The organism is Nocardiopsis alborubida (assembly GCF_012396365.1).
Taxonomy (GTDB): Bacteria; Actinomycetota; Actinomycetes; order Streptosporangiales; family Streptosporangiaceae; genus Nocardiopsis; species Nocardiopsis alborubida.
Window position 1 is genome coordinate 101,867 of the sequence record NZ_JAAXPG010000018.1, and the last position, 26,127, is coordinate 127,993.

20 protein-coding genes and 1 riboswitch are annotated in these 26,127 nt (G+C 72.9%); of the genes, 10 read left to right on the forward strand and 10 right to left on the reverse strand.

Annotation, left to right across the window (positions count from 1 at the left end; translation table 11 throughout):
* Positions 1 to 121: 121 nt before the first annotated feature.
* Entirely contained in the window at positions 122 to 1,597 is a 1,476-nt protein-coding gene (locus tag HGB44_RS19370; protein WP_082768257.1) for an aminotransferase-like domain-containing protein, read from the reverse strand.
* Between the two features lie 119 nt (positions 1,598 to 1,716).
* Here HGB44_RS19370 and HGB44_RS19375 point away from each other — a divergent pair, with 119 nt between their 5' ends.
* Together HGB44_RS19375 and HGB44_RS19380 are read left to right on the forward strand one after the other, a co-directional pair.
* Positions 1,717 to 2,202, forward strand: a complete 486-nt coding sequence (locus HGB44_RS19375) for a DUF3291 domain-containing protein (protein ID WP_061079519.1) — start codon at positions 1,717 to 1,719, stop codon at positions 2,200 to 2,202.
* Between the two features lie 470 nt (positions 2,203 to 2,672).
* Positions 2,673 to 4,184, forward strand: coding sequence for an SGNH/GDSL hydrolase family protein (locus HGB44_RS19380; protein WP_061079518.1), 1,512 nt, complete (start codon positions 2,673 to 2,675; stop codon positions 4,182 to 4,184).
* A gap of 51 nt (positions 4,185 to 4,235) precedes the next feature.
* On the opposite strand, the gene rocD is transcribed toward HGB44_RS19380, so the two are convergent.
* Positions 4,236 to 5,510: an ornithine--oxo-acid transaminase gene (gene rocD, locus HGB44_RS19385; RefSeq protein ID WP_061079517.1), complete on the reverse strand. Its 1,275-nt coding sequence runs from the start codon at positions 5,508 to 5,510 to the stop codon at positions 4,236 to 4,238.
* 362 nt (positions 5,511 to 5,872) lie between these two features.
* Between rocD and HGB44_RS19390 the strand changes: the two genes are divergently transcribed.
* The 4 genes from HGB44_RS19390 to thiD all read left to right on the forward strand — a co-directional run bounded on the left by HGB44_RS19390 (position 5,873) and on the right by thiD (position 10,675).
* Positions 5,873 to 7,546 (forward strand): acyl-CoA synthetase, encoded by a 1,674-nt coding sequence (locus HGB44_RS19390; RefSeq protein WP_061079516.1) that lies wholly within the window; start codon positions 5,873 to 5,875, stop codon positions 7,544 to 7,546.
* Positions 7,547 to 7,998: 452 nt separating this feature from the next.
* Positions 7,999 to 8,928, forward strand: coding sequence for a DUF368 domain-containing protein (locus HGB44_RS19395; protein ID WP_061079515.1), 930 nt, complete (start codon positions 7,999 to 8,001; stop codon positions 8,926 to 8,928).
* 19 nt (positions 8,929 to 8,947) lie between these two features.
* Positions 8,948 to 9,643: a DedA family protein gene (locus HGB44_RS19400; RefSeq protein ID WP_061079514.1), complete on the forward strand. Its 696-nt coding sequence runs from the start codon at positions 8,948 to 8,950 to the stop codon at positions 9,641 to 9,643.
* Positions 9,644 to 9,785: 142 nt separating this feature from the next.
* Positions 9,786 to 9,884, forward strand: a riboswitch (TPP riboswitch).
* The gene (gene thiD / locus HGB44_RS19405; RefSeq protein WP_061079513.1) at positions 9,872 to 10,675 is read left to right on the forward strand and encodes a bifunctional hydroxymethylpyrimidine kinase/phosphomethylpyrimidine kinase; all 804 of its coding nucleotides are present in this window, start codon (positions 9,872 to 9,874) and stop codon (positions 10,673 to 10,675) included. Its footprint overlaps the riboswitch before it by 13 nt.
* A 119-nt stretch (positions 10,676 to 10,794) precedes the next feature.
* On the opposite strand, the gene HGB44_RS19410 is transcribed toward thiD, so the two are convergent.
* Positions 10,795 to 12,210 carry an alanine/glycine:cation symporter family protein gene (locus HGB44_RS19410; RefSeq protein WP_061079512.1) on the reverse strand — a complete coding sequence of 472 codons (1,416 nt, stop codon included), beginning with the start codon at positions 12,208 to 12,210 and terminating at the stop codon, positions 10,795 to 10,797.
* Positions 12,211 to 12,688: 478 nt separating this feature from the next.
* Positions 12,689 to 12,943, reverse strand: a complete 255-nt coding sequence (locus tag HGB44_RS19415; RefSeq protein WP_061079511.1) for a DUF6457 domain-containing protein — start codon at positions 12,941 to 12,943, stop codon at positions 12,689 to 12,691.
* A 354-nt stretch (positions 12,944 to 13,297) separates the two neighbouring features.
* Here HGB44_RS19415 and HGB44_RS19420 point away from each other — a divergent pair, with 354 nt between their 5' ends.
* Complete coding sequence (locus tag HGB44_RS19420; protein ID WP_061079510.1) at positions 13,298 to 14,551, forward strand: glycosyltransferase family 4 protein; 1,254 nt, start codon at positions 13,298 to 13,300, stop codon at positions 14,549 to 14,551.
* Between the two features lie 238 nt (positions 14,552 to 14,789).
* Here HGB44_RS19420 and HGB44_RS19425 read toward each other — a convergent pair whose 3' ends face one another.
* Complete coding sequence (locus tag HGB44_RS19425) at positions 14,790 to 16,118, reverse strand: pyridoxal phosphate-dependent aminotransferase (protein WP_061079509.1); 1,329 nt, start codon at positions 16,116 to 16,118, stop codon at positions 14,790 to 14,792.
* Positions 16,119 to 16,264: 146 nt separating this feature from the next.
* Between HGB44_RS19425 and HGB44_RS19430 the strand changes: the two genes are divergently transcribed.
* Entirely contained in the window at positions 16,265 to 17,203 is a 939-nt protein-coding gene (locus tag HGB44_RS19430) for a LysR family transcriptional regulator (RefSeq protein ID WP_061079508.1), read from the forward strand.
* Positions 17,204 to 17,440: 237 nt separating this feature from the next.
* Here HGB44_RS19430 and HGB44_RS19435 read toward each other — a convergent pair whose 3' ends face one another.
* The 3 genes from HGB44_RS19435 to HGB44_RS19445 all read right to left on the reverse strand — a co-directional run bounded on the left by HGB44_RS19435 (position 17,441) and on the right by HGB44_RS19445 (position 19,944).
* Complete coding sequence (locus HGB44_RS19435) at positions 17,441 to 17,749, reverse strand: hypothetical protein (RefSeq protein WP_061079507.1); 309 nt, start codon at positions 17,747 to 17,749, stop codon at positions 17,441 to 17,443.
* Between the two features lie 107 nt (positions 17,750 to 17,856).
* The gene (locus HGB44_RS19440) at positions 17,857 to 19,056 is read right to left on the reverse strand and encodes a glycosyltransferase (RefSeq protein WP_061079506.1); all 1,200 of its coding nucleotides are present in this window, start codon (positions 19,054 to 19,056) and stop codon (positions 17,857 to 17,859) included.
* Positions 19,057 to 19,068: 12 nt separating this feature from the next.
* On the reverse strand, positions 19,069 to 19,944 hold the full coding sequence (locus HGB44_RS19445; protein ID WP_061079505.1) for a DMT family transporter: 876 nt from the start codon (positions 19,942 to 19,944) through the stop codon (positions 19,069 to 19,071).
* 276 nt (positions 19,945 to 20,220) lie between these two features.
* Here HGB44_RS19445 and HGB44_RS19450 point away from each other — a divergent pair, with 276 nt between their 5' ends.
* Positions 20,221 to 21,801, forward strand: coding sequence for a beta-N-acetylhexosaminidase (locus tag HGB44_RS19450; protein ID WP_061079504.1), 1,581 nt, complete (start codon positions 20,221 to 20,223; stop codon positions 21,799 to 21,801).
* 76 nt (positions 21,802 to 21,877) lie between these two features.
* Here the strand turns inward: HGB44_RS19450 and HGB44_RS19455 are convergent, their stop codons facing one another.
* The gene (locus HGB44_RS19455; protein WP_061079503.1) at positions 21,878 to 23,131 is read right to left on the reverse strand and encodes an alanine racemase; all 1,254 of its coding nucleotides are present in this window, start codon (positions 23,129 to 23,131) and stop codon (positions 21,878 to 21,880) included.
* Positions 23,132 to 23,321: 190 nt separating this feature from the next.
* Entirely contained in the window at positions 23,322 to 24,281 is a 960-nt protein-coding gene (locus HGB44_RS19460; RefSeq protein WP_061079570.1) for a glycerophosphodiester phosphodiesterase, read from the reverse strand.
* 255 nt (positions 24,282 to 24,536) lie between these two features.
* On the opposite strand from HGB44_RS19460, the gene HGB44_RS19465 reads away from it, so the two are divergent.
* Entirely contained in the window at positions 24,537 to 26,030 is a 1,494-nt protein-coding gene (locus tag HGB44_RS19465) for an ICP22 family protein (RefSeq protein WP_061079502.1), read from the forward strand.
* The last annotated feature ends 97 nt before the right edge of the window (positions 26,031 to 26,127 follow it).

Sequence of the window (26,127 nt, forward strand, 5' to 3'; positions counted from 1 at the left end):
CACCGACCGGTGATGCCGCCCTCGCGCGTGCACGGGGCTCACGCGTGCACGGGATCCGAGTGCAGGGGCCCGCGTGTACGGGGGTTCCCGTGTCCGGGCCTCACGCGACCGGTCCCGGGGGTCAGACCACGAGGCGGACCGGATCGGCCTCCACCGGCCCGTGCCGGTCGAGCTCGCGCCAGGCCCGCGCCAGCCGCCAGACCAGCTCCTCGCGGGTGGCGGCGTCGTAGGCGAAGGGCAGCCGGAACCACTCTGCGTGGCGCTCCCCGCCGGACGCCGACATGACCGAGCCCGGGACCAGCTCCACGTCGTGGCAGAGCGCGACCTGCACGTAGGCGCGGGCCTCCACCCCGGGCAGGTGCACCCACAGCGCCGCCCCGCCGTCGGGGCGCCGCCACTCCCACGAGGGCAGGGCCCCGCGCAGCAGCTCCTCCATGTGGTCGAGGGCCTCGCGCATCAGCGCGGAGCGCTGCCGGGACAGTTCGTCGTAGCGCTCCAGGAGGCGCACGGTCACCGCCTGGTCGAGCAGGGGGCTGGCCAGGTCGGCCAGGACCTTGCGGCGGCTCAGGCGCAGGGCCATCTCGGCGGGCGCGCGCAGCCAGCCGAGCCGGAGCCCTGCCCAGCCGATCTTGGACAGCGACTCCACGGTGATGACCTCGGCCCCGCGCGGGGCGAACGCGGCCAGCGGCGGGGGCTCGTCGGGGGCGCGCAGGCCGGTGTAGGCGTGGTCCTCCAGCACCGGCACGCCGTGACGGGCGGAGAGCTCGCCCAGCTCGCGGCGGCGCGCCGCGGACATCATCGTGCCGGTCGGGTTGTGGTACGAGGGCATCGTGTAGACGAGGTGGGGCGCGTGCTCGGCCACGGCGCGGCGCACGCCGTTGGCGTCCAGGCCCTGCTCGTCCAGGGGCACGGGCAGGAAGCGTGCGCCCCGGTCGCTCATCAGGTCCAGGCAGCCCGCGAAGCTGGGGTCCTCCACCACGACGGGCGAGCCGTTGCGCAGGTAGAGCTGGGCGACCAGGTTGACGGCCTGGTGGGCGCCGGTGGTGACGACGATCTGGTCGGCGGTGGTGGGCAGGTCCCGGGCGGTGTAGTGGTCTGCGACGGCCTGGCGCAGCGCGGGCAGGCCGCTGGGGTGGTAGCTGCCCTCGGCCATGAGCGCGGGCAGGTCCTCGGCCACGACCCGGCGGATGGCCTCCTCCACGCCGGGGAGCGCGGGGGTGGCCAGGCAGGCGGCCGAGATGAGGCCGTCCTCCCGCTGGAAGAGGTTGCGGTACATGGGGTTGCCCGTGCCGTTGGCGGTCCAGCCGTCCGAGCGCACGGGCGCGACCCGGCTGCTGACACGGGTTCCGCTGCCCTGCCTGCTGTCGAGGATGCCGTCCGCGCGCAGGGCGTCGTAGGCGGAGACCACGGTGGTACGGCTCACCCGGAGGCTGGCGGCGAGTGCGCGCTCGGAGGGCAGGCGCTCACCGGGGGCGAGGCTGCCCTGGCCGACGAGCCCGCGCAGGGTGTCGGCGAGGCGCCGGTAGAGGGGGCCGCCGCCCCGGGGCCATGCGCCGAGGAGGTCGGCGAGTTCGGCGGAGCTCCGAGAAGAGTCCATTTTCCCCTCCATTGGATCTGTGGGGAGTGGCCCCCGGATTCCATACTGGCATTGCCAGAGGGGATACCACCAGAGCCAGAGTGGACCCTACGAAAGCAGTCCATTTTTCGGGAGCGGTCATGCAGTTCCTCGTCCAGCGCCGACACGACACCGTCCGCCGCACGCCCCGCCACCGTCCGAACCGCGCCCGGGAAGATGGTCCCACACCCCGCGGTGGCTGGCCGGTGCTGGTGGAGGCGCGCGTCCTGCGGGGCGACCGCCGCCACCTCGGCGCGTTCGCCACCGCCCTGCGCGAACGGGCCCGGCGGGATCCCGGCCACCTGGAGGAGGTCCACTTCCTCGACGAGGGGGACCGCATCCGCCTCGTCTCGCTGTGGCGCTCCCCCGGCGACCTGCGGTCCTTCGTGGATGCGGCGCACCGGGACGTGCTGGCCTTCCGTGCGGCCAGCGGCGCCTTTCCGGAGGTGGAGCGCACGCTGTGGTGGTCCGCGGCGGGGACCCCGGTGACGCCGGAGGAGGCCGGGGAGCGCGCGGCGTGGCTGCGCGGGCACGGGCCGGGCGCGCGGGCGTTCACCCTGTCCTCGCCGGTTCCCCCTCCCGCCTGACCCCGGGGACGGTGGTGCAGGTGCGCCGCGGGTGGGCGGCGTCCGCGGCGCGGATCCGGGCGGACCGGCTCGCGGACGTCCGGTGTCCGGCCGCCGCGGGGGGCGTGGGGGTCATGGGGCTCCCTTGTTCACCCCGCTCCCGTACGCGCCCCCGTCCGGTCCCACCAGGAAACCGGACGGATCTTTGTGGGCTTCGGCGAATGACGCGCGGGTGCGCCGGACGGCAGAGTCGTAGACGCCTCCCTGGCACGAAGGACCGGACCGCCCCAGCGGGATTGGCCGCCGCTGGGTCGGTCCCCGCCGGGGACGCACCCTCTCTCCGGCCCGAACGCGCGGCGACGGCAGCCGTCCGGGCGACGCTGAGCGGGGCCGGCGCCCACCGGGTCGTGGACGTCATCGCGGCGAACCGTCCCGGATAGTCTTGCGGAGGTGACGACAGCCCGCCGGGACCTGGGGAGGCGATAGCAGCCGTGTCAGCGCGTGGTGAGGGCCCCGAGGCGCCGGAGCCGGTCCCCGAGGACCCCTCCGCCGTCGGCCGCGTACCGGAATCCGCCCCACGGAAGCCGGAGGAGGGCCCGCACACCGGGCAGGGCCCGGCAGCCGCGCCCCCCGGGAGCTCCTCCGACGGGGACGGTGCGCGCGGTTCCGCACAACCCGCCCGCGAGGACCCCTCCGGCAGGGACGCGGACAGCACCGGCGGTTCCGACGACGGCGGAGCCGGTACGGAGTCGGATGGCGCGGACGGCCACGGAGGTTCCGGTGACGGAACGGACGACGGCGACGGCAGCGGCGGCCCCGGCGGAGACGGTGACGGGCACCCGCGCCGACGGCGTCGGCGGTCCCGGGTCGCCGCCGCCGTCTCGGTCACGCTGATCCTGGTCATGGTGGCCGTCCTGGCGCTGCCCGCCACCCGTGAGGGCCTGGTGGCCCTGTGGTGCGAGGCCACCGACGGCGTGTGCCCGGCGGAGGAGCTCCCCCCGATCACCGAGGAGGAGCAGACCGACTGGCGGATCCGGATGGAGCCCGAGGAGGCCGCGCTGTGGGGCAACTACGTGGCCCTGGGCGACTCCTACTCCTCCGGTGACGGCGCGGGCGACTACGCCCCCGACACCGCCGAGGCGGGCGGCTGCTGGCGTTCGGAGAACGCCTACCCCCGGGTGATCGCCGAGGAGTTCGACTTCGCCGGTTCGCTGGCCTTCTACGCGTGCAGCAGCCACAAGGGTTCGGAGATGATCGAGCAGATCGGCACCTCCGAGTCGCAGATCGAGCGGGTCACCGAGAACACGTCCCTGGTGACCCTGGGCATCGGCGGCAACGACCTGGGCTTCATCCCCGTCCTGCGCACCTGCATGGTGCGGATGCCGCTCCTGGAGAGCAGCGTCTGCGTCGAACAGGAGGAGGAGGTCGACAGGCGGATGAGGACCTTCGAGGAGACACTGACCGAGGTCCTCGGGGAGGTCCGCGACCGCGCGCCCGACGCCCGCATCCTGGTGCTGGGCTACCCGCGACTGTTCCCGGAGGACCCTCCGGGCATGTACTACACGCTGACCAGGAGCGACCAGCTGTGGCTGAACGGTCTGGCCCAGCGGTTCAACGAGCTCATCCGCGACACGGCCTACCGGGCTGACGGCGACGTCTACGGCGGGCGCGAGACCGGCAGCGTGGAGTACGTGAACACCTTCTCCGCCCTGAGCGGGCACGAGGTGAGCGCCGACGCGGCCTGGCTGAACGGGATCGTGCTCGGGCAGCTGGGCGAGGGCCTGCGCGTTGACCGGGCGAGCTTCCACCCCACCGCTCAGGGGCAGCTGTCCATCGCCGAGCGGGTGCGCCTACAGATCGTGGAGGGCCCCGAGCGGGAGGTCTACGTGGCCCGGGAGACCCTGGACAAGGTCGACCCCGAGCAGCTGCGGTCGGAACTGGGCGGACCGCTCGACCCGGAGTTCGCCACCGAGGCGCCCGACAACGAGGCCGACGCCCCCTGACCCGGTAGAGCACGGGGCCGCACCGCGGGTCCGCACGGCCCCGTGCTGTCCCTACCGGCCCGCCTGGAGCTCCCGGATCACCTCGGCGAAGCGGTCCAGACCCCAGTTGAGGTCCTCCTCGCTGATCACGAGCGGCGGCGACATCCGCACCGTGGAGCCGTGGGTGTCCTTGACCAGGACGCCGTGGTCGGCGAGGCGCTCGCACAGCTCCCGGCCCGAGGCCAGCGACGGGTCGACGTCGATGCCCGCCCACAGCCCGATGCTGCGCGCGGACACCACCCCGTCGCCCACGAACTCCTTGAGGCGGCGTTTGAGCACCTCGCCCAGGCGCCGCGCGTTCTCCAGGTAGGGGCCCTCGGTCAGCATCCGCACGACCGTGCTCCCGACCGCACCGGCCAGCGGGTTGCCGCCGAACGTGCTGCCGTGCTGACCCGGCTGGATGACGCCGAGCACGTCCTCGTCGGCGACCATCGCCGACACCGGCAGGATGCCGCCGCCCAGCGCCTTGCCGAACAGGTAGGCGTCGGGGACCACTCCGCTGTGCTCACAGGCCCGGATCGTCCCGGTGCGGCCCAGGCCCGACTGCACCTCGTCGGCGATGAACAGCACCCGCTCGCGGTCGCAGACTTCCCTGACCCGGGGCAGGAAGTCCGGCGGCGGCACGACCACCCCCGCCTCGCCCTGCACGGGCTCGATGAGGACCGCCGCGGTCGTGGAGTCGATGGCGGCCTCGATGGCCTCGGCGTCACCGTAGGGCACCGACCGGAAACCCGGTGTGTAGGGCCCGAAACCCGTCCTGGCCTCCGGGTCCGACGAGAAGGAGACGATGGTGGTGGTGCGGCCGTGGAAGTTGGCGCCCGCCACGACGATGGTCGCCTCGTTCTCGGGCACGCCCTTGACCTCGTAGGCCCACTTGCGGGCCACCTTGATGCCGGTCTCCACCGCCTCGGCGCCGGTGTTCATCGGCAGGACCTTCTCCTTGCCGACCATGTCGGCGAGGGCGCTGACCCACGGGCCGAACTGGTCGTTGTAGAAGGCCCGGCTCGTGAGGGTCACCCGGTCGATCTGCCGGTGCGCCGCCGCGAGCAGGTCGGGGTTGTGGTGGCCGAAGTTCATGGCCGAGTACCCGGCCAGACAGTCCAGGTACCTCCTGCCCTCGACATCGGTCACCCAGGCGCCACGGCCCTCGGCGATCACGACGGGAAGGGGTGAGTAGTTGTGCGCCGACCGCGCCCGTGCGAGCGCGATGTGGTCCGCGCCGGAGAGTGCCTCTCCACCGGGGCTCCCGGCGGAGTCACGCTGTCCCAGGTTCTGGGTGTTGCCCATCTAGCCGCTCCGATCACCATTGACCGATGTCAGACAGTTGATACCCACCGTCGGGCCGGATCGCGCCCCTTCGGCGGGAGGTCTCCAAGAGTTGAGCAGATGATCCGGTGAGCCCACAAGGGGTGGGAGATGTCACAACGCGGAGGCGATGCCCGAAAACCCGCCCGCGAAACGCCGCGCACACCCTCTGAGCGGGACCGTCACATCCGTGGTGACCTGCGATAACGACCCTGGTGACGCGCTCCACAGCCCCGACGGCGGTCGGCCCCTCCCCCGAGGGGTACGGTCGCACCAACAGCCACCCAGCCGCCGCGAGCCCCGTGCCGTGGACGGCCCCGTCGACCGTGCCCGGGAGGTCAGGCGTGCCCACCTTCGCGTCCCCGGACGCCCCCTTCTCCCTCTCCCGCCTGTTCGCGGCGGTCGCCGACGCCGTGCCCGACCGGACCGCCCTGGTCGCCGGTCCCCGGCGGCTCACCTACCGCGCCCTGCGCGAGCGCTCGCAGCGGCTGGCCCGCCACCTGGTCGGCGCGGGCGTGCGCCCCGGAGAGCACGTCGCCGTCCTGGCGTTCAACCGCGCCGAGTGGGTGGAGTCCTTCCTGGGGATCCTGCGCGCGGGAGCGGTCCCGGTCAACGTCAACTACCGCTACGTCGCGGGCGAACTGCGCCACGTCCTGTCCGACTCGCACGCGGTCGCGCTGATCGCGGAGGACTCGCTGGCCGGAGCGGTGGCCACGGTCCGCTCCGACCTGCCCCGGCTGCGCCACGTCCTGCTCGTCGCGGACGGCTCCGCGCGCGGGGCGCAGGGCCGCGACTACGAGGAGGCGCTGGCCTCGGCGCCCGACGACGCGGTCCTGCCCCCGACCAGCGGCGAGGACCACTACCTGCTCTACACCGGGGGCACGACGGGCTACCCCAAGGGCGTGCTGTGGCGGCAGGCGGACATCTTCCGCGCGGCCCTGGAGCGCCGCGCTCCGGGCACGCCCAGCGCCCGGACCCCGGAGGAGGTGGCCGAGCGCGCCATCCGCTGCTTCGAGCAGCGCATGCTGGTCCTCGGCCCGCTCATGCACGCGGCCGGGCAGTGGAACGCGCTGAGCATGCTGCTGTGCGGCAAGCGCGTGGTGCTGTCCACCGACCGCAGCTTCCGTCCGGACCGGGTGCTGGAGACGGCGCACCGGGAGGGCGTGCACGTGCTCCAGCTGGTGGGCGACGCCATGGCCCGCCCGCTGGCCCGCCACCTGCTCACCGAACCGGGGCTGTGTCCGGACCTGGCCTCGATCCGCTCCGGCGGCACCCCGCTCACCCCGGCGGTGCGCGCGCTGTGGCACGCCTGGCGCGAGGACGTGTCCCTCTCCGACGCCTACGGGGGATCGGAGACGGGCGTGTGCGGCTCGGCGACCGGCGCCGAACCGGCCGGTCCGCCCGAGGCCCCGGCCCGGGTCGGCCCCTCCGGCAGCCGCAGCTTCACCATGGGCGGCAGCATCGCGGTGCTGGACGCGTCCCTGCGCCCGCTGCCGCCGGGGTCGCGTGAGGTGGGGCGGATCGCGCGCACCGGACGGATCCCGCTGGGCTACTACAACGACCCCCTGGCGACCGCACGCACCTTCCCCACCGACGCAGAGGGGCGCCGCTGGGCGCTGTCGGGCGACTTCGGGACGTGGGACGCGGACGGCTCGATCGCGCTGCTGGGACGCGGGAGCGCGGTGATCAACACCGCCGGGGAGAAGGTCTACCCCGAGGAGGTGGAGGCCGCGCTCAAGGCGCACCCCTCGGTGGAGGACGCCATCGTGGTGCCCTCGCCCGACGAGTACCTCGGACAGCGGGTGACAGCGCTGGTCTCACTGGCCGCGGACGCCCGCCTGGAGGAGTCCGAGCTGCGCGCGTACTGCCGTGTGCGGCTGGCGGGGTTCAAGGTTCCGCGCACCGTGCACTTCGTGGACCGGGTGCGGCGTACGGCGGTCGGCAAGCAGGACTACCGGTGGGCGGCGTCGGTCACCGGGACCGGGGCGTCCGCTCCGGCCGTCCCGAGCCTCCCCTGAGCGTCGGCCCCGGCGCAGCTTCCGGAGCGGGGCGGGGCCGTGTCCGGGGCAAGCCTCGCAGCCGGACTCCCCGGTTCCGCGGTCCCCCGCTGCGGAACTCCGCACCGGGGCGATACAGGACCCTTCATTTCGGGCACAGGGTCAATACGGACTTACCCAGCCGAAACAGGGGTTGCGCATGTTTCCGACCGCTCTCCACCCGCTCCGCCACCGCTAGACTGGCGTCGCCTGGTTCCAGGCCCCACGGTTTCCTCTCCCCCGCTCCGACCGGATCGCACACTTCCGGCCGGGGCCGCGACCGGTTCCACCGCGCACCGTTCGGGGCCGTGGAACGCGTGGACCACCTTTGACCCACCTCCCACCCGTGCACATGGTGCGCGTGCGGTGACACCACTAGGACGGAGGACGGCGCGCTTCCCCGGGTTCCGCCCGGAGCGCGTCCAAGAACCCAGATGCCCAACTCAGTAGGCAGCTACATCTTCAACGCGGTGCGCGGCGGCGCCGTGGGCGCCTCGGAGGCCCTTCCCGGTATCAGCGGCGGCACGGTCGCCCTCATCGTCGGCCTCTACGACAAGCTCATCGGCGGCGCCGGCCACATGGTCAGCGGCCTCAGGCGCTACGTCACCGACGTCCCGCGCGGGCGCGGAAGGGAACGTGCCCAGGAGCAGTTCCGCCAGGTGGACTGGAGCGTGCTGATCCCCGCGCTCGTCGGCATGGTGGCCTTCCTCGGCATGGCGGCCGTGGTCCTCGCGCCGCTGGTCGAGACCCACACCCAGTACGCGTACGCGCTGTTCTTCGGCCTGGTCCTGGCCTGCCTGTGGATCCCCTACACCGGTGCGGGCCAGAAGTGGCGGGCCTGGCACTACCTCGTCGCCCTGGTCTTCGCCGCGGGCGCGTTCTTCCTCACCGGCCTGCCCGGCGCCAACCTGCCCACCCACCCGGTGGTCGTCTTCCTCGCCGCGGCGGTGGCCGTCTGCGCCCTGGTCCTTCCCGGGCTGTCCGGATCCTTCATCCTGCTCACGCTGGGCCTGTACGAGCCCACGATCAGCGCGGTCGGGGACATGGACGTCGCCTACCTCTCGGTGTTCGCCCTCGGCATGCTCACGGGCCTGTCGCTGTTCGTGAAGCTGCTCCAGTACCTGTTGGAGAACTTCCACCACATGACCCTGGTGGTCCTCACCGGCCTCATGGCCGGTTCGCTGCGCGCCCTGTGGCCGTGGCAGGACGAGGACCGCACGTTCCTGCCCCCCACCGACGTCCCCGTGACGGTGGTCCTGATGGCTGTCGGTTTCGCGATCGTGGCGGCGGCCATCGTCTGGGAAAGCCGTAAGCGCCGCCGGGTGGAGGAATCCGAGCACGGCCGGGTTCCCACCCACGTCTGAGAACGAGGACGACAACCGCATGACGACGAACCTGCTGACGACCGCGACCTCGACGACGGACGTCGACGTCGCCCACGAGTACGAGGGATTCATCGGGTGGGTCCTGAGCCTGATGACGACCCTGGGCGAACCCGGTGTCGGCGTGGCGCTGTTCATCGAGACCTTCTTCCCGCCGATGCCCAGTGAGGCGGTCCTGCCCGGCGCCGGGTTCCTCGCCTACGCCGGGCACATGAACGTGTGGCTCGCCATCCTGTGGGCGACGATCGGCTGCCTGGTCGGCGCGTGGGGCTTCTACGCCATCGGCGCGCTCCTGGGCCGCGACCGCACCGCCTGGCTGGTCGAGAAGACCCCGCTTCTGGAGATCGAGGACTTCTACAAGGCCGAGCGCTTCTTCACCCGCTTCGGCGGCCTCGCCGTCCTGCTGGGCCGGTGCGTGCCCCTGGTCCGCAGCTTCATCTCGGTGCCCGCCGGGATCGAGCGGATGCCCCTGTTCAAGTTCTCGCTGTACACGGTCATCGGCTCCGCGGTGTGGAACACGATCTGGATCGGCCTCGGCTACGTCTTCGGCCCGGCCATCGAGCCCGTCCTGGCCCGGTGGAGCGGCGTGATCAGCAACGTCGTGGTCGTGATCATCGGCCTGCTGGTGCTGTGGTTCATCCTGGCCCGCGTCTACAAGCGGACCAAGGCCCGCCGGGCCGAGGGCACCTCCGCCTGAGGTCCCTCCCCCCGGGGCGCCCTCCCCCGTGAACCCCTCCAGGGGTCCGCCCGCATCCCCGGGCGGACCCCTTCGGCGTTCTGTGGATATCCTGCCCGGAACACACCGACAAGCACATACCGGCCGGGGCCGCCGACGCGGTCCCGGAGGCGCGGGGTGCCGGGACGCGTTCCCGGCTGAGAGCACACCCGTCGAACCTGCCCTAGTTAGCACTAGCGAAGGAACGCCATGAGCGCGTACAACATCGTGTCCATCGCCGGCAGCGACCCCAGCGGGGGCGCGGGAGTCCAGGCCGACCTCAAGGCCTTCTCCGCGCACGGGACCTTCGGGATGACCGTGGTCACCGCGCTCACCGCCCAGTCCACGCGCGGCGTCACCGGGGTCCACCCGGTCCCGGCGCGGTTCGTCGCCCACCAGATGGACACCCTCTTCGCCGACGCCGCCGTGCACGCGGTCAAGGTGGGCATGCTGGGTACCTCGGAGGTCACCGAGGCCGTGGCCGAGGCGATCGACCATCACGCGCTGCCGAACGTGGTGGTGGACCCGGTGATGGTCGCCAAGAGCGGGGACCGGCTGCTGGAGGCCTCGGCCGTCGACGCGCTGCGCACCAAGCTCCTGCCCCGCGCGGACCTGGTCACCCCGAACCTGCCCGAGGCCGCCGACCTGCTGGAGGAGCCCGAGGCTACCGACCTGGCGTCGATGCGCGCCCAGGCCTGGCGGCTGCTGGAGCTCGGCCCGCGCCGGGTCCTGCTCAAGGGCGGCCACCTGGCCGGCGGGGAGAGCGTCGACGTCCTGGTCTCCCGGGACGCCGACCCGGTCGAGTTCCGCGCCCCGAGGGTGGCCACCCGCAACACGCACGGCACCGGTTGCACGCTGTCCTCCTCGATCGCGGCCCTGCTGCCGCAGCGGCCGGACGTGGCCGCCGCGGTGGGCGGCGCCAAGGACTACCTGACCGAGGCCATCCGGCGCGCCGACGAGATCGACGCGGGCGGCGGACAGGGCCCTGTGCACCACTTCCACGCCTGGTGGTAGCAGCGGCGTCACCGGACCCGTTGACCTGCGGGTCCATGATCAGCCGGAGACGACGAGGAGGGGGACCGGCCCCGTGCCGGTCCCCCTCCTCGTCCCGTCCTCCCGCGGAGGCGGAGCTCCTACTTGGTCACGTCCTCCATGATCTTGTCCGGGTCCCTCCAGTCGGGGTGGGCGAAGAACTTGCGCGTCTCCGCCGCGATGACCGGGGACAGCAGCAGGAGTCCGATGAGGTTGGGCAGGGCCATCAGGCCGTTGGCGATGTCGCTGAACAGCCAGACCGAGTCCAGGCTGGCGACCGCGCCCACGTAGATGACGGCGATGAACACCAGGCGGTAGGGCAGGACCAGGCGGCGGCCGCCCAGGAACACCATGCAGCGCTCGCCGTAGTAGGCCCATCCGAGCAGGGTGGTGAAGGCGAACACGGCCACCGCGACGGCCACGATGACGGCACCGGCCGGAGCGAGCGCGGGGCTGATCGACCCCAGGCCCGTGGAGATCGCGTTGCTGGTCATCAGCGAGCCGTCCCCGTCACCGCTGGTCCAGACGCCGGTGGTGATGATGACCAGGCAGGTCATGGTGACCACGATGATGGTGTCGATGAAGGTCTGGGTCATCGAGACCATGGCCTGTCGGACCGGCTGGTTGGTCTTGGCGGCGGCGGCGGCGATGGCCCCGGTGCCCAGGCCCGACTCGTTGGAGAAGATGCCGCGGGCGAAGCCCTGCTGGATGGCGAGCATGATGCCCGCCCCGGCGAAGCCGCCCGTGGCCGCGGTGCCGGTGAAGGCGTCGGTCACCACAAGCTGGAGCGCGGGGAGGATCGCGGCCCAGTTGACGGCCAGGATGACCAGGCAGACACCCACGTAGCCGATGATCATGATCGGCACGAGGCCGGAGGCGACGCGGCCGATGCTCTTGATGCCGCCGAGGATGACGGCGCCCGCGAGGACCACGAGTGCCAGGCCCACCATCCACGTGTCCAGCGGAGTGACGCTGGTGATCTGCTGCGCGACGGCGTTGGCCTGGGTGCCGTTGCCGATACCGAAGGCGGCGATGGCGCCGAAGACCGCGAAGGCGACGCCCAGGGTGGTGCCCAGGCCGCCGCGGATCCCGTACTTGAGGTAGTACATCGGGCCGCCGCTCTGCTCGCCCTTGGCGTCGGTGCGGCGGAACTTCACGCCCAGGAGGGCCTCGCTGTACTTGGTGGCCATGCCGAGGAAGCCGACGACCCACATCCAGAACAGCGCACCGGGGCCGCCGACGCCGATGGCGAGCGCGGCACCGGCGATGTTGCCGACGCCGACGGTGGCGGCCAGTGCCGTGCTCAGCGCCTGGTAGTGAGAGATGTCGCCCTCGACGGAGTCGTCCTCCTTGCGCCGGACGACGGCGAGCCACAGCGCGTGCGGCAGCCGGAGGAGCTGGAGCAGGCGGAGTCGGATCGTGAGGAACAGGCCGACACCGAACAGCAGCGGAATGAGGACGAAGGGCCCCCAGATGATGCTGCTGACGATGCCAGCCATTTCGAGGAGCTGGTCCACAGGGGATCTCCCTATCGGTGAGTGGTGGAGGCGGGGGGTCGCCGGTACCGGAGTACGGGGGATCCGACGCCCTCGCGATCGCTTCGGCACTGGTGGAGGCCCGCGATACCGGCAAAGAATTGCATCGACGCGTAACAAACACATCACACGTGTTCCACATGCCGGTTTCTTCGGGAACTTCCGGTTTCCCTTCCGCGTACCCCCGGCTACGGGCGGTGTTCTCCGGCGAGGCTCGCGCTCCCGGCGGGGGCCGGGGAGGGGGCTTCGCCCGGACGGCGGCACACCAGCTGGAGCCGGTGCGGCCCACGCGGAACACGGCCCGGCTCGGAACGCGGTCCGGTGCGGCCGTACGGACGGCGGGCCGGTACGACCGCTGTGGGCCCGGCACGACCGCGGCGGGCTCCGGGGCTCCGTGTCCCGGGCGAGCGCGACCGGCACGGGCGGGAAGGCCCCGGCCGGTACGGACGGCGCCGGGGTCCTAGGTGCGGTCCTCCTCGTCGGCCTGGGCCAGGGCGAGTCTGCTGAGGGCCGCCGCGGCCTCGTCGGGGTCCGCGCCCTGTCCCACCGCCACGCCCAGGAGGTAGGTGGTGAGGGGCGCGGCGGGCCGGGCCACGGAGTGGGCGGCGTCCCGGGCGAGGTCGAGCACCCGGTCGACGTCCTCCTTGCGGAGCGGTTCGGTACCGGTCAGGCCCAGTTCGCTTCGAACCGCTTCGGCCCATTCCACGAGGGTCACCGCATGACTCCTTAGAGCAATATATTGGCTACATTCAGCAATCATATCCACCGGGGGGTCACCCGGCGGACACACGGGCACACGGGCGCGGTCACCGACCGCTCGAACTGCCCACGCCTGGTCTTCGGGCGCGGTTCCCCCGCCCCCAAACCGAGGTTCACCCCACGAGCCTAGCGTCGGAGGCAGCCGTCCCCGGCGTAGGCAGCCGTTCCCCCGGCGTTGGGAGCCACCCGCATGTCCCCGACCGACCGTACGTCTCCGGCCACTCGCACGTCCCCGGCCGCTCACCCGCCCTCGGCCACACGTGTCGCGCCCCCGGCGCCTCCGGCCGTTCCCCGGCCCGCGAACGACCACGTGTCCACGACCGCTCGCGTTCCCGCTGCCGGGCACGGCGCTCCGGCGGCCCGCACGCCCTCGCCCGACCGCGTCCCCCCGTCCGACGCCCGCGGCCCGCTGCGCGTGGCGATCGTGACGGAATCCTTCCTCCCCCAGGTCAACGGGGTGACCAACTCCGTGTGCCGGGTCGCCGACCTGCTGGCCGCGCGCGGCCACGAGGCCCTGGTGCTGGCTCCCGGCACCGGCCCCTCCTCCTACGCGGGCTTCCCGGTGGTCCGGCTGCCCTCCGTGCCGCTGCCGTTCTACCGCGACTTCTCCGTGGGGCTGCCCGCCCGGCGCGTGATGACCGCCGCGATCCGCGCCTTCTCCCCCGACGTGCTGCACCTGGCCTCCCCCGCCCTGCTCGGGGCGGCGGCCGTGGAGACCGCCCGGCGCTGGGCGCTGCCGACCGTGGCGGTGTTCCAGACCGACCTTCCCGGCTTCGCCGGGCGCTACCGCCTGCCCGGCGGGGACACCCTGTGGTCGCTGCTGCGGCGCACGCACGCCGCGGTGGACCGGACGCTGGCGCCGTCCTCGGCCACCATGGAGGCACTGTCCGCGCGGGGGTTCCCCCGGCTGGACCTGTGGCGCCGCGGGGTCGACGCCCAGCGCTTCTCCCCCGTGCACCGCGACGAGGAGCTGCGGCGCAGGATCGCTCCGGGCGGGGAGACGATCGTGGGCTACGTGGGGCGGCTGGCCAGGGACAAGCGGGTGGAGATGCTGGAACACGTGTCCCGCCTGCGCGGGATCAGGCTGGTCGTGGTGGGGGACGGCCCCGAGCAGGCGCGTCTGCGCAGGCGCCTGCCCGACGCGGTGTTCACCGGGCAGCGCACCGGCGGCGACCTGTCGCGTCTGTACGCGTCCATGGACGTGTTCGTGCACACCGGGGCGGACGAGACGTTCTGCCAGGCCGTCCAGGAGGCGCTGGCCTCCGGGGTGCCGGTGGTGGCCCCCGCCTCGGGCGGACCGCTGGACCTGGTGGTACCCGAACACAACGGGCTGCTGTACGCCCCGGACTCGGTGCGCGAGCTGCGGGTGGCGGTGGGCCGGCTGGCCCACAACCGCCAGGTGCGGGAGCGGATGGCGCGGGGCGCCCGGCCCTCGGTGGAGCACCGTACGTGGGAGGCGGTCGGTGAGCAGCTGCTCGACCACTACCGGTCGGTGATCGCCTCCAGCGCGGAGCTGGCCGCGCGCGAGGCGGGGGTGGGAGGCGCTCCGTCCGGCCTGGGGTGAGCGCCCGGGCGGCGGCCGTACCGGACGAGGGTCCGGTGGGACTCGGAGCCGGGACGGGAACGTGTCGCCGAAGCGGGGGCGAGCCGCCGGTGGCGGGGAGTCTGCCGCCGAGGGGCCCGGGCGTCGCGCCCCACGGGACCGGACAGGGATCCGGCCTCCCCCGGAAGGAGCGGCCGGGGGAGGCCGGATGACGGTGCGTCCGCCCCGCCCCCTTACACGGGGCGGACGCCGGAACCGGTCAGCTGACCGCCTGTGGTTCGGTGGACCGGGGCAGGACGGCCCCGGCGTCGGCGCTCATGGGGAGCAGCGCGCCCAGGACCTCGTCGAGGCGGTCGAGGTGGGCGCGGATCCAGGGCAGCGCCAGCGGGTCCGTGGCGGCGAGGGCCGCGTAGCGGCGTTCCTCGGTGTCGCCGTAGAGCAGGCTGGTGGCGACCCGCATGCGCAGGGCTTCCGTCCCCTCCCCGAACTCCGCGGCGGGCAGCACCCCCATCCCGAAGCGGTCCAGCAGCAGCCCGGTCAGGTCCGGACCGGTGACCACGCCGTGGAGGGCGGCCAGCCGCTCCCGGACCGGCTCGAAGTCGGGGTAGAGGTAGAAGGCCGCCCGGGGGACGGCCACGGTGGCGCCCGCGCGGACGAACGCCTCGGTGACCGCACCGGCGACGATGCCGTGCAGGCGGCGGCTGCGGTCGACGTGGTCGAGGAGTTCGGCGGGTTCGGTGAAGGCGTGCGCGGCGGCCTCCTGGACGGGGGCGACCGGACTCGACCAGATCTCGCTGGCCACCCCGAGCAGCCCGCCGCGCAGGCGGTGGCCGATCTCGGAGTCGGGCAGGCGCACGACGCCGATGCGCCAGCCGCCCAGGGCCAGGTTCTTGCTCAGCCCGGTGGAGATGACGGTGCGCTCGGGCGCGTACTCGGCGGGGCTGTGCACCTCGGCGGGCCCCTCGCCGGGGGCCGCGGGGTGGACGAGGTCGCGGTAGATCTCGTCGGAGATGACGACCAGGTCGAGTTCGCGGGCCACCTCGCACAGGCGCCGGACGGTGTCGGCCCCGGCCACGGTGCCGGTCGGGTTGTCGGGGACGGTGACGATGACGGCGTTGACCGTGCGCCCCTCCTCGCGGGCCGCGGTGACGGCGGCGTGCAGCAGGTCCGGCTGGGGTACGCCCCCCTCGCCGGGGGCCGTGGGAACCATGACGGGCCGCTGCCCCACCAGGCGGCTCTGCGCGGCGTAGCTGACCCAGCTGGGCGCGGCGATCGCGGTGTCGCCGCCGATCTCCAGCAGGAGGCTGTACAGGAGCGGCTTGCTGCCGGGCCCGGCGATGACCAGCCCGGGGTCGGTGGGCAGCCCGCGGCGCTCCCAGTACCCGGCGGCGGCCTCCCGCAGGGCCGCGGACCCGGCGACGGGCCCGTAGGCGTTGGCGCCGTTCCCCGCGGTGAGACGGTCGCGCATGACCGGGTGGACCGGGAGTCCGGCCTCGCCGAAGCCCAGGGGGAGCACGCAGACTCCCTGGCGACGCTTCTCGGCGAGCGCTTCGTTGACGGCGAGGGTCGCGGACACAGTGACGGCCATCGAGGACTCATCTCCGGTTTGTCGTGAATGCGGGTGCTGCGTGGACTGCCGCCCCACCTGGGAGGACGGCCCGTCACCCCACACACTGCCCAGGTTCAGGCATCAGTACAAGCGCGTCTTTTCGATGCTGAGAGTAAGGTTTCCTTATGCTCGATCTGCGTCGTCTGCACGTGCTCCGCGAGTTCAGCATCCGGGGAACCATCTCCGCCACCGCCGGTGCTCTCGGCTACACGCCCTCGGCCGTGTCCCAGCAGCTGGCCACACTGGAGAGGGAGACGGGCGTCGCGCTGCTGGACCGCTCCGCGCGGGGCGCCGAACTCACCGACGCCGGGCGGCTCCTGGTGGCCCAGGCCGAGGACATCCTGGCGCTGGTGGAGGCGACCGAGTCGGTGCTCGCCGAGCAGTCGGACCTGGCGCTGGGCGTGGTCACCGTCACGGCGTTCCCGACCGCCGCCGTGGCGTTCGCCCCGCTGCTGGTGCCGCCGCTGCGCCGGCACGAGGGGATGCAGCTGCTGCTGCGCCAGACCCTGCTGGCGACGGGGACCCAGCAGGTGCGCTCGCGGGAGGTGGACATCGCCCTGGTCGACGACTGGTCCGGACAGCACCCCGGGCGCGGACCGGAGAGCGGGCTGCGGCACATCCACCTGATGCGCGACCCGATGGTGCTGGCGGTGCCCCGGGAGCACACGCTGGCCGACCCCTCGACGCCGGTGGTGCTGGAGCGGTTGCTGAACGAGTCGTGGATCGTGACGCCCGAGAGCGAGCGTTCGCGCTACGGAACGGACCGGCTCCTGTCCGAGGTGGGCGGACTGCCTTCCGCCGCCTGGGAGTTCGAGGGGCTGGGAACGGTGCTGAGCCTGGTGTCGCGCGGAATCGGGATCGCCGCGGTCCCGGCCCTGGCGATGGTGGGGGCCCCGGCGGGACTGGTCTACCGGAGGCTGCCCGTGTCCGCGCCCGAGCGGCACGTGTACGCGGTGGTGCGCTCGGTGGCGGCGAGGCGGCCGGCGGTTCAGGTGACGCTGGCGGCGTTGAGGGATGCCTCGCAGCAGGTGAACAGGGAGATCGCCGGGATGACGATGGCCTGACCACGGGCGCCGGTCCGCTCCGCGCCGGCTCCGCCGGGACCTCCGCCAGTCCGCGCGGCGCGTGCTCGGGCTTGTCCGAGGGCCCGCCCCCTTCGGCTGAGCGCCGCGCAGCGCTCTACGCCGACCCCGCCGGACTCCCCCTCCCGCCCCGCCTCCGCAGGCGCGCCCTCACCCGCGGGACCGCCGCGAAACGGCGCGTGGCCCGGACCCCCGGGGCCGGACCACGTTCGTCGCCGTTCAATCTCTCTCCCTGCCGCGTGTCCGGTCGATCCGGCGGCGCAGTCTGCGGCAGACGTGGAGTGCCCGGTCACGGTCGTCCCGGGCGTTCCACCATCGGGCGTAGGCTTCCAGTCTTCTTTTGCGCAGTGCCTCCAGCTCGGCCTCCATCCGGTTCACCCGGTGCTCCAGGTCGATGCGCTCGCGTTCGAACACCGACATGTCGCGCTCGTGGAACCCCGCCTCCCGCTCGGCACTGACGAGCCGATCGGTGAGGCCCTCGGTGGGGTTTCCTCGGCCGGACTGTGCACTGATCCCTTCGAACCACACAACATCTTGTGTATCCCGCACGGGGACAACATCACCGGTCGCTACGCAAAGAATACGGAAAGTGGCAGAAGAATCTAAATATCAATCAAACGGCCCTTTCGGACACCTCAGGCCGCGACCAACCTCTCGACCCGCACGTGGGCCGAGTCCCGCAGACGGGTGTAGACCTCCTCGAACCGCTCCAGGGACCGGTGGTGGTCGTGCCGCCGCGCGAGTTCGCGGCTGGCCGCGCCCAGGGCGCGCCTCCGGGGGCCGAGCACGAGGAGCAGCCGGTCCGCCAGGAGCACGGGATCGCCCGGCGGGAAGAGGAACCCGTTGCGCCCCTCCTCCACCAGGTGCGGCAGCGCCATCGCGTCCGCGGCCACCACCGGCAGGCCGGTGGACATCGCCTCCAGGGTGGCGATGCTCTGCAACTCGGCCACACCGGCGATCGCGAAGGCGTCCCCCGCCGCGTAGACCAGGGGCAGGTCCTCGTCCGGGACGAAGCCCAGGAAGAACACCCGGTCCGCCACCCCCAGCTCCGCGGCCAGCGAGCGCAGTTCCTCCTCGCGCTGGCCGGTCCCCGCCAGGGCCAGCTGGGCGTCCCGCTCGGGCACGATCCGCGCGAGCGCCCGGATCGTGTCGTCGATCCTCTTCTCCGCGTCCAGCCTGCCCACGAAGACGATCGTGTCCCGGTCGGGCAGCCCGAACCGGCGCCGCGCCGCGGCGGGGTCCTCGTGGGGGCGGAACCGGTCCAGGTCGATCCCGCACGAGATGGCCTCGACCCCGCGCGTGAACCCCTTCTCCCGCAGGAGCCGGGCGGCCCGCGGGGTCGGCGTGGTCACGTGGTCGGCCTCCCCCGCCACCCGGATCATGTCCTTCCAGGCCAGGAGGCCCGCGAGCTCCTGCATCGGCGTGGGGATCCGGGCGTGCGCGTACAGGTTGTCCGGCATGAAGTGGTTGGTGAGCACCACGGGTACACCAGCGGCGCGGCCCCTGCGCACCGCCGAGCGGCTGAGCGGGAAGTGGCTCTGCGCGTGCACGACGTCGGGCTCCAGGCGCTGGACGATCCGGGCGATGTGCCCGCCCATACCCAGCGGGACGGCGGCGCGCATGAAGGGGATGGGCGCCGAACGCAGGCGGTGCTCGGTCACCGCGCCGTTGACCGTGACGTAGGGGTCGCCCTGCTCGGAGGGGCACACCACGTGGACCCGGTGCCCTCGCCCGGCCAGCCCCTCGGCCAGGCGGTGGGTGAAGTATCCGGCCCCGTTGACGTCGGGGGGATAGGTGTCGCTGGCGATCAGGACACGCAGCGGGCGTTCGGCCATGGTGGTTGCTCCTTAGCGTTCGGTGTCGGCGACGACCTCGGGGTTGCGGTGGCGCGCCTGGGCGAGGGCGATGGTCCCGGCGACGGCGAGGCAGGCGAAGACCAGCGCGCCGAACTGGGCGGGAGGGGTCTGCGGCGCGCCCTCTCCCAGGAGGAGGGCGCCGATGGCCACACCGACCACGGGGTCGGTGATCAGGAGGGTCGCGTAGGCGGCCGTGAAGTGCCCGGTGCGGTAGGCGTTCTGCATCAGAAGGGCGCCGAAGACCGCCGTGGCCACGGCGAGCGGGGTCAGCCAGCTGATCAGGCTGGTCCAGTCCCCGACGGCGTTGGCGGCCAGGACGCGTGCCAGCCCGGACGTGGTGCCCATGGCCGTACCGCCCGCCAGGGCGAGCAGGAGGGCCCGGACCCCGTTGTTCATCCGGTGCGCCGTGAAGTGGACGACGGCTCCCGCGCCGAGGGTGAACCCGGTGAGCGCCAGCGCCGCGCCGGTGGTCATGGCGGGGCTGTTGGCGGTGTGCGGGAACAGGGAGATCACCCCGGTCAGGCCGACCATGACGGCGGTTCCGGCGATGATCTGGGAGGGGCTCACCCTGCGGCGGTTGAACAGGGCCGACAGCACGATGGCGAACAGCAGGCCGGTCACGCCGATCGGCTGGATGATGGTCAGCGGCGCACCGCTGAGGGCCACCAGGTGCAGCCCCGCGCCGAGGACGGCGGCCACGCTGCCGATCATCCAGCGGGGCTGGCGCAGCAGGTGCAGCAGGAACCCGGCCTTCGCCACCCGGCCGCCCGGGGCGCGGACGGCGTCGCGCTCCTGGAGGGCGGAACCCAGCGCCAGGGTGAACGCGCCGGCCACGGCGATGAGGATCGGCACCAGCATCAGCGCCACCGCCCCACGGGTGTCCCCCGTCTCCCGGGCATCGCCGAACCCCCTCTGTTCCGTCGTCCCAGCAACGGTACGGACGGGCCCCGCGCCACGGCGATAACGTCAACCCCCCGTCCGCCGTGGTGGTAACCCCACCACGTCCGCACCTACCCGGTCACGGTTCCGGTACCCCGTCGTTTCCGGGTACGGGGTGACCGTTTGTCCCCAGGGGGTGTGCCCGCGAGGAGCCACGTGGCACTATGTCCGGTATTGGTCTAGACCGGATAGGAGCGGTTCACCGTGCCTGACACTTCCCCCTTCCTCGTCCCCCGTCCCAACTCCTCGACTCCGGGAGACACCGGGGGGCTCACGCTGACCGCCTCGACCAGGGTGTCCGCCGACCCCGACGCCCGGGGCACGCTCACGTGGCTCCAGCGTGAACTCGGCGCGGCCACCGGCCTGCCCCTGGCCGCCGGTGACGAGGCCAGCGCACAGGTCCGGCTGAGCGTGGACCCCGAGGCGGGCCTGGGCCGCGAGGGCTACCGGCTGATCGTGGACGCCGAGGGCGCCATCATCGTGGGCAACGACCCCGCCGGGGTGTTCTACGGCGCGCAGACCCTGCGGCAGCTGCTGCCCGCCGACGCCTACCGGGACGCCCCTCTGGGCGGCGCCGAGTGGACCCTGCCCGCCGTGAGCGTCACCGACGCGCCGCGTTTCCGCTGGCGGGGCGTGATGCTGGACGTGGCCCGCCACTTCGTGCCCAAGCGCGAGGTGCTGCGGTTCATCGACCTGCTGGCCATGCACAAGCTCAACGTCCTGCACCTGCACCTGACCGACGACCAGGGGTGGCGAGTGGAGATCCGCCGCTATCCGAGGCTGACCGAGGCGGGCTCCTGGCGGACCCGGAGCCAGGTGGGCGCCGCCAAGCCGCCCGTGTTCGACGAGCGCCCGCACGGCGGTTTCTTCACCCAGGACGACATCCGCGAGATCGTCGCCTACGCCGACGCCCGGCACGTGGCCGTCGTCCCCGAGATCGACGTGCCCGGCCACTCGCAGGCCGCCATCCACGCCTACCCCGAGCTGGGCGAGTGCGGACAGATCCCGGTCGGCGACCAGTGGGGCATCTTCGAGGAGGTGCTCGCGGTCACCGACAACGTCCTGGAGTTCTACCGGGGCGTCCTGGACGAGCTGATCGAGCTGTTCCCGAGCACCTACGTGCACGTGGGCGGCGACGAGTGCCCCAAGACCCAGTGGCGGGCGAGCGCGTCCGCGCAGCGGCGGATCAAGGAGGAGGGGCTGGCCGACGAGGACGAGTTGCAGAGCTGGTTCATCCGCCAGCTGGACGAGCACCTGACCTCACGCGGCCGCCGACTGGTCGGCTGGGACGAGATCCTGGAGGGAGGACTCGCGCCGGGGGCGACCGTGATGTCGTGGCGCGGCGAGGAGGGCGGTGTCGCGGCCGCGCGAGCCGGTCACGACGTGGTCATGAGCCCCACCCGCACCTCCTACCTGGACTACCGGCAGTCGGAGTCCGGGGACGAGCCCGTCCCGGTGGGCACGCTGCTGCGGACCGAAGACGTCTACCTGGCCGAGCCGGTCCCCCCGGGGCTGACCGAGCAGGAGTCCGCGCACGTGCTGGGCGCGCAGGTGAACGTGTGGACCGAGCACATCGACACGCCGCGCAGGCTGGACTACATGGTCTTCCCCAGGCTGTCGGCCTTCGCCGAGCAGGTGTGGTCGTCCGGTGAGCGCGACTACGCCGAGTTCGAGCCCCGGCTGAGGCGGCACCTGGAGCGGCTCGACGCGGTCGGGGTGGAGTACCGGCCGCTGGACGGGCCGCGCCCGTGGCACACCCGTCCGGGGGTGCCGGGCTGGGGGTGACCCCGGGTACGAAGGGCCCCGGGGCCCGTGAGCCGGTGGCGACCGGACCCCGGATCCCGGGCGCCGTCCCGGGGCCTCAGAAGTAGGTGGCCGCCATCTCCACGACGGTGTCCTCCTCGTCCACCACCGGCAGGACCCGCCAGCGGTCGAAGGCCGTGCACGGGTGCGAGATCCCGAAGGAGACCAGGTCGCCGGGGCTGACCTCCAGCCCCGGCGGAACCCTCAGGTAGGCGTGGTGGTCGTTGAGGTCGGTCACCTCCGTGCCCCCGGCCTCCACGGTGGCGCCGTCCGCGCGGCGCAGGCGGCGCGGCACGGGGAACCCCTGGTCGTGGTTGGCGTCGCGGCGCCCCATGCCGACGATCGCCAGCCCCTCCTCCGGGGTGGAGGTCACCTGGGCCCACAGCTCCAGGGCCCCGGCCAGCGCGTCGGGGCCCTGCGGCAGGCGGCGGTAGGGCGTGGTGCGCCGGTACAGGCCGTCGTCGTGGACCACGTAGGCGCCGCTGCGCAGGATCGGCAGGACGTCCTCCCGGCCGCCGAGCTCCTCGGCGACCAGGTCGAACCACGCGCTGCCGCCCACCGACAGCACCGGCCGGTCCAGGCCGTGCCGGGCGGCCAGCGCCGCGGCGTCGCCGACCAGGTCGCGCAGGAAGCCGCGCACTCCGTCGGCGTCGCCGAGCGGCCCCTCGTAGCCGGCCACCCCGGCCAGTTCCAGGCCCGGCGCGTCGGCGACGGCCGCGGCCACCGCGAGCAGTTCCTCCCGGGTGCGGCAGCCGGTGCGCCCCCCGGGGACCCCCCGTTCGACCAGCACCCGCAGGGGCCGTCCGGCGGAGCGCTCCCCGGGCCGGTCTGCGGCGGCCTCCGCGGCGACCGCCACCCCCTCGGCGGAGTCGGCGTAGAAGAGGAACTCGAAGTCGGGGTCCTCGTCCAGCTCACCGACCGCCCAGCGCAGCACCCGGCCGTCGAGCAGCTCGTTGGCGAGCAGGATCCGGCGCACGCCGAACCGCCGGAAGTCCAGGACCTGGTTGGCGCTGGCGGCGGAGACCCCCCAGGCGCCCGCGTCCAGCTGGCGCTGGATGAGGACCGGAGCCATGGAGGTCTTGCCGTGCGGGGCGAACAGCAGCCGGTGGTGCTCGGCGAAGTCGGCGAGCGCGGCGACGTTGCGGTCCAGCGCGGAGGCGCGCAGCACCATCAGCGGCCAGGTGAACGGGCCGGTGAACAGGTGGTCGCGGCGGGCCGCGAACTCCTCCAGGGGAATCGGGGCGTCCGTCCACCACAGGCCCTTGGTGCGCCAGTCGACGTGTTCCTGGGGGATGGTCAGCCGATCGCTCACGTGGTGTCCGCCTCCTGGTCCGAACGCCCCGCTTCCGGGGAGACCGCGGCGCGGTCTCCCCGGAAGCGGGGTCCTCGTGTGGGTCGGACCGATCATCCCACCCGACACCGCCCGGGGCCAGGGAGCGCTCCGGGCGCGGCCCGGGGACGGCGCCCCTCTGAGGCGGACGCGGTTCCCGGACCGACGCGGGTCAGCGGGGCAGGGGCAGTGTGGGGATCCTGACCACCGGCTGGGACCGCTTGGTCCGGGCGGCGATGGCCTCCTGGCCGACGTCGGGGTAGTCGGTGATGAACCCGTCGACCTTCCAGCCCAGGACGGTGTCCATCCGGGAGCGCTCGTTGATGGTGTAGGGCATGATCTCCATCCCCGCCGCGTGGACCCGCTCCACGTAGGCGGCGTCGATGGTGGTGTGGTTGGGGTTGATCATCTGCGCCCAGTCGTGCTCGTCGATACTGCTCTCGGGGACCCGCCCGAGCAGGGCGTGCGGCACGGAGGGGAGCAGGTCCTTGGAGCGCCGCACCGCCTCCCAGTCGAAGCTCTGCACGACGAGGCGGCGGGGCTCACCGGCCGGGTTGGGCTCCAGCCAGGTTCCGCGCTCGGTCAGCTCGTCGGCGACCTCCTGCTCGATGCCCGGGTAGAGCTCGGGCTCCTTGAGTTCCAGGAAGAGGTTGAGGTCCAGTTCCTCCATGCGGTCGAGCCCCTCCGCGAAGGTGGGGACGGTCTCCCCCGCGAAGGAGGGGTCGAACCACTCACCGGCGTCGAGCCTGCGGACCTCCTCCATGGTGAAGTCGCTGACCTCGTAGGAGCCGCGGTCGGGGAAGACCTCCTCGACGTCGGTGGTGCGTTCGAGGGTGGTGTCGTGCATGAGGACGAGGACGTCGTCCTTCGTGCGCTGGACGTCGACCTCCACGGTCTCGGCTCCGAGCCGGTCGGCGGCGTCCAGGGCCGCCAGGGTGTTCTCGGGCGCGTGACCGGAGGCTCCGCGGTGGGAGACGGCGATCAACGGGCGTTCTGATGTCGTGTACTCGATGACTGCGGATCTGGTGACGTCCGACCACCGGGGGTCGGTGTCCTGTGCCGCGGACGATGCGCTCGCGCCGGTGACGACGAAGAACGACACGGCTGCGACGACGATGCCGATGCGCTGCACCGGACCTCCCAAGTGCGCGTGAACTTTCCGGCTGCTTCCTCAGGCTGGGTGCGGATGGTGACCCCGCGGTTACCGTCTGCGGAGCAGCCGGTGATCCGCCGCCCATCATCTGGTGATGTGTCCGGCAGTTCGACGACATTCTCACTTAATGCATCCATTTGGTCACTTCATGTACGGTTTTTGACCCCTGAGCCCATGGGTGATTACTCAGAGGCTGCGAACATCACTAGGAGTAGTCGATGGGAAGGAACACTCATGCGCAAGCACCACAAGAGGTGGGTCGCGCTGCTCGGCGCCGCCGCGATCGCGTCGTCGGGACTGGTCGGTCTCCCCGGGGCGGTGGCGGCCGACGAGAAGGACATGCGGACGCTGACGTGGCCGGAGATCAGCCAGGGCGTCTCCTCGTACAGCCTGGACGGCTACGAGATCGGTTATCTGCCCTCCGGGCTGGAGCGGCACGGGATACACGCCTCGTCCACGACCGACCGGCTGGGCAACAGGCAGTCGCAGCTGTCCTGGATGCGCGGACCGGACCAACTGCTCGGCAGGGTCTCGATCCTGCGCTCGGACAGCATGCAGCAGCTCGACGACCTGCGCGAGCGCCGGTACGGCCACCTTCCCGAGAGGACCCTGGAGCGCTTGGACTCGGGCGAGGCGCTGCGCAGTGAGGCCTACCTGTCGCCGGAGACCGGCGACCTGTTCTGGCTCGACGAGCCGGGCGTGGCCGTGGCCCTGTACCTCCAGCCGGACAAGTGGAGCAGCGGTGAACTGGTCAGGATGGCGGAGTCGCTGACCAGGGGTGAGGAGGCGCCCGCGGAGGGGGCCGGGGAGCCGGGGCCGGAGGGGTCCGGTTCCGAGGACTCCGGGCCGGAGGAGCCGACGGCCGAGGAGCCCGCGCAGGACGACCCGGACGCGGAGGAACCCGCGCAGGAGGAGCCCTCCGGGGCGGGTGGGAGCACGCAGGAGTCCGCGGGTTCGGCGTCCGAGCCGACCGGCGAGAAGGGGAAGGAGGCGCAGGAGCCGGCCGGGGCGGTCGGGGACGCGTCCTCCGCGGACGGGACCGCCGACGGGACTCCGGTGGACACTTCCCCCATCGGGCGGCCCGAGACTCCGAAGACCCACGAGGCCACCGAAACCTCCGAGACCTCACAGACCCCTGAGGCCCCGTCCGACCAGGGCGGAGAGGCCGCGCAGGGGCAGCCCGCCGTCGAGGAGGGCGCGCAGGAGGCACCGGCGGAGGCCGGAGGGAGCGCGGGCTCCGAGCAGCCCGAGGCGACCCGCGTCCGGATGGCCAAGGAGTGCGTCGTCAGCCGGTTCGTGAGCTTCGAGAGCGGCGGGACCAGCCTGGGCGAGATGACCCCGGCCAGCGCGGAGTTCGTCGAGCGGGCCCTGGCCACGGAAAGGCTCGGCGACGGGGACCTCGACCGCCTGCTGGCCACCGTCTGGTACTACGGCGACGAGGGCGTCAGGACCGGCGCCGTCGAGCACTGCGCCGAGGACGTCGAGATGTCGCGCACCGAACTGGAGGAGCTCATCCTCGACCTCGGCGAGATGATCGCCGTGCTCGTGGAGGAGGCCGAGAAGCACGACGCCACACACGAGGAGAACGTGGCGCGCACGCTGGAGGAGGTGAACTCCACCCTGCCCGTGGAGGTGGACTCCACCACGGTCATGGACCCGATCGGCGCCGAGGAGTGGGCCGAGATGGCGGACTCCCTGCCGTGGAGCTTCCCGACCGGGACCTCCTGAGCACCGCGTCCTCCGGCCACGGGACGGTGGCGGTCGGAGGGCAGCACGGTGCGGGCGGCCCCTGAGGGCCCCCTACATCCAGTCAACCCGGGGCCGG